This window comes from Curtobacterium sp. ISL-83 (assembly GCF_018613895.1).
GTDB lineage: Bacteria > Actinomycetota > Actinomycetes > Actinomycetales > Microbacteriaceae > Curtobacterium.
Genome location: NZ_JAGGPH010000020.1, coordinates 1 through 6312 on the forward strand (window position 1 = coordinate 1; position 6312 = coordinate 6312).

Annotated in this window: 7 protein-coding genes; 5 read left to right on the forward strand and 2 right to left on the reverse strand. The window is 67.5% G+C overall.

Annotated features, from left to right (window positions below):
• The first annotated feature begins 50 nt into the window (after positions 1-50).
• Together J7E22_RS16355 and J7E22_RS16360 are read left to right on the forward strand one after the other, a co-directional pair.
• Entirely contained in the window at positions 51-593 is a 543-nt protein-coding gene (locus J7E22_RS16355) for a GNAT family N-acetyltransferase (protein ID WP_214982905.1), read from the forward strand.
• Positions 594-596: 3 nt separating this feature from the next.
• Positions 597-1010: an HIT family protein gene (locus J7E22_RS16360; protein ID WP_251009296.1), complete on the forward strand. Its 414-nt coding sequence runs from the start codon at positions 597-599 to the stop codon at positions 1008-1010.
• Between the two features lie 33 nt (positions 1011-1043).
• Here J7E22_RS16360 and J7E22_RS16365 read toward each other — a convergent pair whose 3' ends face one another.
• Complete coding sequence (locus J7E22_RS16365) at positions 1044-2018, reverse strand: DUF2332 domain-containing protein (protein ID WP_214982906.1); 975 nt, start codon at positions 2016-2018, stop codon at positions 1044-1046.
• Between the two features lie 114 nt (positions 2019-2132).
• Between J7E22_RS16365 and J7E22_RS16370 the strand changes: the two genes are divergently transcribed.
• Complete coding sequence (locus J7E22_RS16370) at positions 2133-3107, forward strand: alpha/beta fold hydrolase (RefSeq protein ID WP_214982907.1); 975 nt, start codon at positions 2133-2135, stop codon at positions 3105-3107.
• 209 nt (positions 3108-3316) lie between these two features.
• Positions 3317-4435: an IS30 family transposase gene (locus tag J7E22_RS16375; protein ID WP_374193286.1), complete on the forward strand. Its 1119-nt coding sequence runs from the start codon at positions 3317-3319 to the stop codon at positions 4433-4435.
• A 107-nt stretch (positions 4436-4542) separates the two neighbouring features.
• On the opposite strand, the gene J7E22_RS16380 is transcribed toward J7E22_RS16375, so the two are convergent.
• Complete coding sequence (locus J7E22_RS16380) at positions 4543-5424, reverse strand: NAD-dependent epimerase/dehydratase family protein (protein WP_214982909.1); 882 nt, start codon at positions 5422-5424, stop codon at positions 4543-4545.
• An 80-nt stretch (positions 5425-5504) separates the two neighbouring features.
• Here J7E22_RS16380 and J7E22_RS16385 point away from each other — a divergent pair, with 80 nt between their 5' ends.
• Positions 5505-6083 carry a TetR/AcrR family transcriptional regulator gene (locus J7E22_RS16385; protein WP_214982910.1) on the forward strand — a complete coding sequence of 193 codons (579 nt, stop codon included), beginning with the start codon at positions 5505-5507 and terminating at the stop codon, positions 6081-6083.
• Positions 6084-6312 lie beyond the last annotated feature (229 nt).

The following is a 6312-nucleotide window of genomic DNA, read 5'->3' on the forward strand; positions in this document are numbered from 1 at the left end:
GCGCGCGTCCGGTAGACGATCGTTTATCGGGGCGGCTCTAGGATCGCCGAATGCAGCTAGAGCAACCATCCGAACGGCTTTTCACATCGTTCCAGCGGTCGATGTTCGAGTGGCAGGGCGCGCACCAGGATGGCGCGGGCATCCGCGACGCTGCTGCTTTGGAGACCGAGAGCGGGTTTGCTGAGTGGGTCAAACAACTGCGTGCCGAGGAAACCATCCCAGCTGCGGAAGGCTTCGTCACCTGTAGCTACTACTGGATGGTCGAGGACGACGAGTACCTGGGAAGCATCGCGCTCCGGCACGAGCTCAACGACTTCCTCCGCTCCTTCGGCGGCCACATCGGCTACAGCGTTCGACCGAGCGCCCGTCGCCGCGGAATCGCCGCTCGCGCGCTCCGGAGCATGCTTGCTATCGCTCGTGACCGTGGTTTCGCGGAAGTGCTGCTGACCTGCGACGCGCAAAACCTTGCTTCTCGCCGCGTGATCGAGGGCAGCGGCGGCCGACCGGAGAACGAGGTGACCAACGCAGCCGGGAGCGTGATTCAACGATTTTGGATCACGACGGACACCGAGGCCGCCGAGCCATCTCGTTAGCTGATGGTTGAGCGAGACGTGGAAACGGGGTTGAGTGAGCGCGTGACGAGGATGTCGGTGTTCGAGCAGGTTCCACGCGAAAAGTGGGTGACGCACAACGCGTTAACCTTCGCGATCCGCGACGCTCACCCAGTGTCGCCAGGACACACCCTCGTCATCCCTAAGCGGCCCATCGTGAGCTGGTTCGAGGCGACGGCAGACGAGATTGCAGCGATGACGGAGCTGGTCACAGCCGTGAAGGGCCAGCTCGACAACGACCACCACCCGGACGGGTACAACGTCGGGTTCAATGACGGAGCAGCCGCCGGCCAAACCGTCTTCCACGCTCACATGCACGTCATCCCCAGGTTCGACGGAGACGTCGCGTCACCTGCCGGTGGCGTCCGACATGCGGTGATAGGGCGTGGCCACTACTAAATCGGTCCTCGCGAGCACCCGGGAGTGGATCCTCTACTGGGCGAGGGATTCGTAGCTTTGCCCGTGTGGGCCGACGAAGGCGACAGGGATCTCGTTGACGGCGACGACTGATCGTCCGCCTGATGAGCGAGGCAGCTGCTCAGCAACTCGGCGCAACACCGCTTCTCCCTCGTTGCTGACCCACGTGACGTGTTCCAGCGACCGCATGACAGCCGCGAACCGTTCCCGTTGGGCCTCGTCGAGGTAGACGAGCACTGCGCTGTGGAACACGACGACGTGCGCTCCAGCAGGCACGGCAGTGACCAGGTCAGTGATGGAGTCCAGGAGATCACCCGCGACCAGGTGCGCGGGCTCGGCTGCTGCGAGGGCCAGCGCTGCGTCGAGCCGCCGACGGCGTTCTTCTTGCTCGGGCCAGACCAGCGTCCGAAGCCAGGCGCGACTGTCTGCGTCATCGGGCGCGATGGGGTTGAGGTCGACGCCGGCACGCCAGACGACGTCGGGCAATCGGTGCGGCACACTCGAAGCGTCAATCTGACAGGGAATGGTGACTCTGCTCGGTCCGTCGGAGGGATCAAGTGCGATGGTGCGCCCATCGGTCTCGTACCGGTAGCTGTAACGGTCCGGGTACAGACAGAGCCCCGCAGCAGCTCCCACCTCGATGAGCGCCAGCGGTCCGTCGAGTCGGCTGAGGACCGGTAGGAGGACCGCGCATCGGGCGGCCTCGTTCGTCTGCGTCGCACGGGTCATGATCGTCCGCTCAACACGATCCCAGTGCTCGAGCAGCCAGTGCCGGAACTCCTCGTACGTCCCGTCGGGGGCGCCGTGGAACCGCGCGGCCGCGAACACCAGATTGGGTTGCTTCTTCATCCCCGGCAGCGGCGCGATGAGCGCCAGGACGTCAGGGTCCTCCGCCACTCCCGACGCCCATGCTTCGTACACCGGCGACTGCCCGCGCGCCTCGTGCTCCGCGAACCGACGGTAGAAGTCCGCCACCCGATTGTCGGTCATGATCGCCACGCTAGCCCTCGCGGAGAGGCCGCATGAGCGCCTCCTGTTCCAGGACCGATCCGCTTGCGGGCCGCCGGGATGGGCTCGAGAGTGAACCGCGGCTAGCATCGCGAAATGCCCTCCCGCGACGATGCCATTCCTCCGCTACTCGATTCCGGACGTCTCGCGCTGAGTGATGGAGCCTCCCTGTACTGGGAGACCTCCGGACGCGCCGAGGGCGTGCCTGTGCTCTGGTTGCACGGCGGCCCGGGGTCGGGCCTGAGAGGAGAGCGCTACCGCCGCAAGTTCGATGCGGATCGCAACCTCATCATCGGCGTGGACCAACGGGGCTGCGGACGCAGCCTGCCACTGGTGACCGACGACCTCAGCTCACTCGTCGGCAACACGACCGAGCGGCTGATCACCGACCTGGAAGAGCTGCGCGTGTCCCTCGGGCTGGAACGCTGGATCGTTACGGGAGGCTCTTGGGGCAGCACGCTGGCGCTCGCGTACGCGGTCGAGCATCCCGAACGGGTCATCGGCGTCGTCGTCGCGGCAGTGACCACGACGTCCCGCGACGAGGTGGACTGGATCACGGAGGGCGTCGGCCGCATCTTTCCAGAGGCCTGGGCGGCGTTCGAAGCAGCGTCGGCCCGCCGGGAGGGCGAGCGCGTGGTGGAGGCATACGCCCGCCGGCTCGCCGACCCGGCTGACCCGGCCGACCGCGCCCGCGCCGCCGACGATTGGGACGCGTGGGAGTCGACTCACGTCTCACTCGACCCTGCGTGGAGGCCCGGGCCGACGCGCGACGACCTGGTCGAGCGGGCGGTGTTCGGCACGCTTGTCACGCACTACTGGGCCAACGACGGGTTCCTGTCCGGCGACCGCGCAATTTTGGCGCGCACCGACCAGCTGGCGGACGTGCCGGTCGTGCTCCTTCACGGCCGCCGCGACATCAGCGGGCCAGTCGTCACACCATGGCGGCTGCATCAGCGCCTCCCGCACAGCGAGCTTCACGTGGTCGAGGAGGAGGGTCACGGCGGCCCACGGCAGACGGAACTCATGCGCGAGGCGGTCGCCCGGCTGACAGAAGAGACACCCGGAACGTAGGCCGCTGGGATCAAGAGGCCACCATCTGTGTTTGTACCGGATCGGCATCTACCGTGCGGACGAGACCCGACTCCTGTTGCCGCCCGGTGACCGATCCTTGGGTTCAGCTGGTCGTTGCAACACCACCGTGATTCGGAGTGTTGCAGATGGGATCGAGGCTGGAACAGCGTGCCCGGGAGGCACGATTCTGGGAGCTACTCGGACAGCGCATGAGCAGGCCGGCCGCTTGCGATGCTGTCGGGGTGCATCCACGTCAGGGATACCGATGGTTCAAAGCCGCTCGCGGGAAGAACCCGTTTGAACGAGCTGCCCGTTCCGGCCGGCACTTGAGCGAGGAGGAACGCCTCCGGATCGCGGACCTCCGGCTGGCCGGGATGGGCATCCGCCGGATCGCGGCGGAACTCGGACGGGCGCCCTTGACGATCAGCCGAGAGCTGGCTCGGAACAGCTCACGCAGCGGCGAGTACCGACCATATGCGGCGGAGAAGCAGTGCCGCGTCCGAGCACGTCGTCCGAAGCCGCGGAAACTCGACCGGCTCGAGCTTGCCCTGCAAGTCGAGCTGCGACTGGTGCGGAACTGGTCCCCGGAACAGATCCGTGATGACCTGACCAGGTCCTTCCCTGACCGGCCGGAGATGCACGTGTCCCACGAGACGATCTACCAATCCCTCTTCGTGCAGGGCCGCGGCCACCTGCGCGGTGACCTGCACAAACACCTCCGCACCGGCCGCGCCATCCGCCGGCACCGGGGCGAGCCCCGACGGGCGTCGTGGTCAAAGATCCGCGACATGATCCTCATCAGTGAACGTCCCGCGGAGGCCGACGACCGGGCCGTTCCAGGTCACTGGGAAGGGGACCTGATCGTCGGGATCAACGCCAGAAGCGCGATCGGCACCCTCGTCGAACGCACCACCCGCTACCTGATGCTGCTGCACCTGCCCAACGGGCACAGCGCCGACGCGGTCCGCGACGCGATGATCCCCACCATCCAGACCCTCCCCGAGCACCTCCGCCGCTCGCTCACCTGGGATCAAGGCACCGAGCTTGCCCGGCACAAAGACATCACCCTCGCCACCGACCTCGCGATCTACTTCTGCGACCCGCACAAGCCCTGGCAGCGCGGCTCGAATGAGAACACGAATGGCTTGTTGCGGCAGTACTTCCCGAAGTCCACCGACCTCAGCATCCACACCCCGGAACGGCTCCTCGAAGTCGCCACCGAACTCAACGGACGACCACGCAAGACCCTCGGCTACCGAACCCCAGCAGAAGCCTTCGGACAGCTACTGTCAGACCCGAAACAACCACCCGTTGCAACGACCCCTTGAAACCGCCGATCGGACACCGGACGCTTGGCCTGATCCTGGGACGGTGCTCGCGGCGCGGCATCGCCCGGGCGTCGAGACTGTTCCGCTCGTGCGAGCGCTCCGTCGTTTTACGGCTGGAGTAGCTCCAGGTCCTCCAACAGCCGCGCGTGCGTCGGCACCCATCCCAGTGCCCTCCGCGTGTGCGCCGACGAGGCAGGCTGGTCTGCGGCGAACACGGGGCCGATCGGCCCGAAGGTCTCGACGGGGGCCTGCTGGACGGGCAGCCCGAGGCGTCGAGCGATCACCTCAACGATGGAGCGCACCGTGTCGCCCTCGTCCTGCACGGCATGCCACGCGGTGCCGGGCTCGGCGTTCTCGAGCACCAGTCGGAACAGGACCGCTGCGTCGAGGGCGTGGACCGCGGGCCAGCGCTGTTCGCCCGTCCCGGGGTAGGCGGCGACTCCACCCTGGCGCGCCATGTTCGTGAGCAGCCCGGCGAATCCGCCGTCGCCGTCCTTGTGCACGGTGCGGGGTAAGCGGACCGACGCGGTGCGGATCCCGCGCGATGCGGCTGTGAGGGTGCGTTCCACGGTGACGCTGCGGCCGCCGACCGGGCCGGTGGTGGGCAGCGGGTCGGCCTCGACGGATGGGCGTCCCTCGGCGCTCGGGGTCCCGGACACGACGACGAACGGCCGGTTGCTGCCGGCGAGGGTGTCGACGATCGTGTCGATCGCGGCGCTCTCCTCGGCGATGTTCTTCTGGAGCGCCTCCTGCGTCGAGAAGTCGTTCCCGAACGCCAGGTGGATGGCCCCGTCGGCGGCGGCTGAGGCGCTGCGGATAACGTCGAGGTCGGCCAGCCCGCCGCGGACGACGGCGGCTCCCGAGGACTCCGCCGCGGCGGCGGATGAGTCGGATCGGGCGAGCGCCACGACGGAGTGGCCGCCGGTGATGAGTTCGGCGACGACGGCCGAGCCGATGAGTCCGGTGCCGCCGGTGATGAAGACCTGCATGGAGAACCTCCGAAGAGTGATGGGACAAGCGTCCCATCACTTTATGACGGGACCTTTGTCTCGTCAACTATGATGGGGGGATGGGACGTTGGGCACCGGGAGCGCGCGAGCGGTTGGTCCTCGCTGCCGTCGACCTGTTCCACGACCAGGGGTACGACGGCACCACGGTCGCGCAGATCACCGAGCGGGCCGGCGTGACGAAGAGCACCTTCTTCCGCCACTTCTCCGACAAGCGCGAGCTCCTCGTCGCCGGGCAGGCCGCCATGAGCGCGCTCCTCGCTGAAGGGATCGCGGCGGCACCGCCCGAGGCGTCAGCGCTCGACGCCGTGGCCAACGGTCTCCGGCGTGCTGCCAGCGCGTACGGACCGCTGAGTCGCGAGATCGCACCCCGTCTCGAGGCCGTGGTTAGTGCGAGCGCCGAGCTGCGCGAGCGGAGCGCCCAGAAGTCCGTTGGTCTCGCCGCGGCCATGGAGGAGGCGCTCATCGCCCGGGGTATCACGCCGGTCGTCGCGCAGCTCGCGGCCGAACTCGGCGTCCTCGCCCACCACAACGCGTTCGCGCGCTGGGCCGCGGAGCCGAACGCGACGACCGAGGCGATGGCGGACTACTCCGTCGAGGCCCTCAGCCAACTTCGCACCGCGGCCGCCACACTCGCCTGAGGCCGAGCGACAGACAGAGGACGATGGTTGGCACTATTTGTCCCATCAAGTCCAAGAGTCGCCCAAGCACCATCGCCTATCGCCTCACTGGGTCGCAGGCCGCTACGAACGCCTGGATCGTGTCCGGTGACCGGTTCTCCAGTGGGCGCGAAGCTCGACGCGGTTCCCTAACCGCGGGTAACGTTTTCGGTCGCACTTGCTGATCGGCTAGGGCGTGTCTCCTAAATGG

Excerpts from the sequence above, each read along its gene's own strand:
- J7E22_RS16355 (WP_214982905.1), top strand. The coding sequence starts at position 51 with ATGCAGCTAGAGCAACCATCCGAACGGCTTTTCACATCGTTCCAGCGG.
- J7E22_RS16365 (WP_214982906.1), bottom strand. The coding sequence starts at position 2,018 with ATGACCGACAATCGGGTGGCGGACTTCTACCGTCGGTTCGCGGAGCAC.
- J7E22_RS16370 (WP_214982907.1), top strand. The coding sequence starts at position 2,133 with ATGCCCTCCCGCGACGATGCCATTCCTCCGCTACTCGATTCCGGACGT.
- J7E22_RS16385 (WP_214982910.1), top strand. The coding sequence starts at position 5,505 with ATGGGACGTTGGGCACCGGGAGCGCGCGAGCGGTTGGTCCTCGCTGCC.
- J7E22_RS16375 (WP_374193286.1), top strand. The coding sequence starts at position 3,317 with ATGAGCAGGCCGGCCGCTTGCGATGCTGTCGGGGTGCATCCACGTCAG.
- J7E22_RS16360 (WP_251009296.1), top strand. The coding sequence starts at position 597 with ATGGTTGAGCGAGACGTGGAAACGGGGTTGAGTGAGCGCGTGACGAGG.
- J7E22_RS16380 (WP_214982909.1), bottom strand. The coding sequence starts at position 5,424 with ATGCAGGTCTTCATCACCGGCGGCACCGGACTCATCGGCTCGGCCGTC.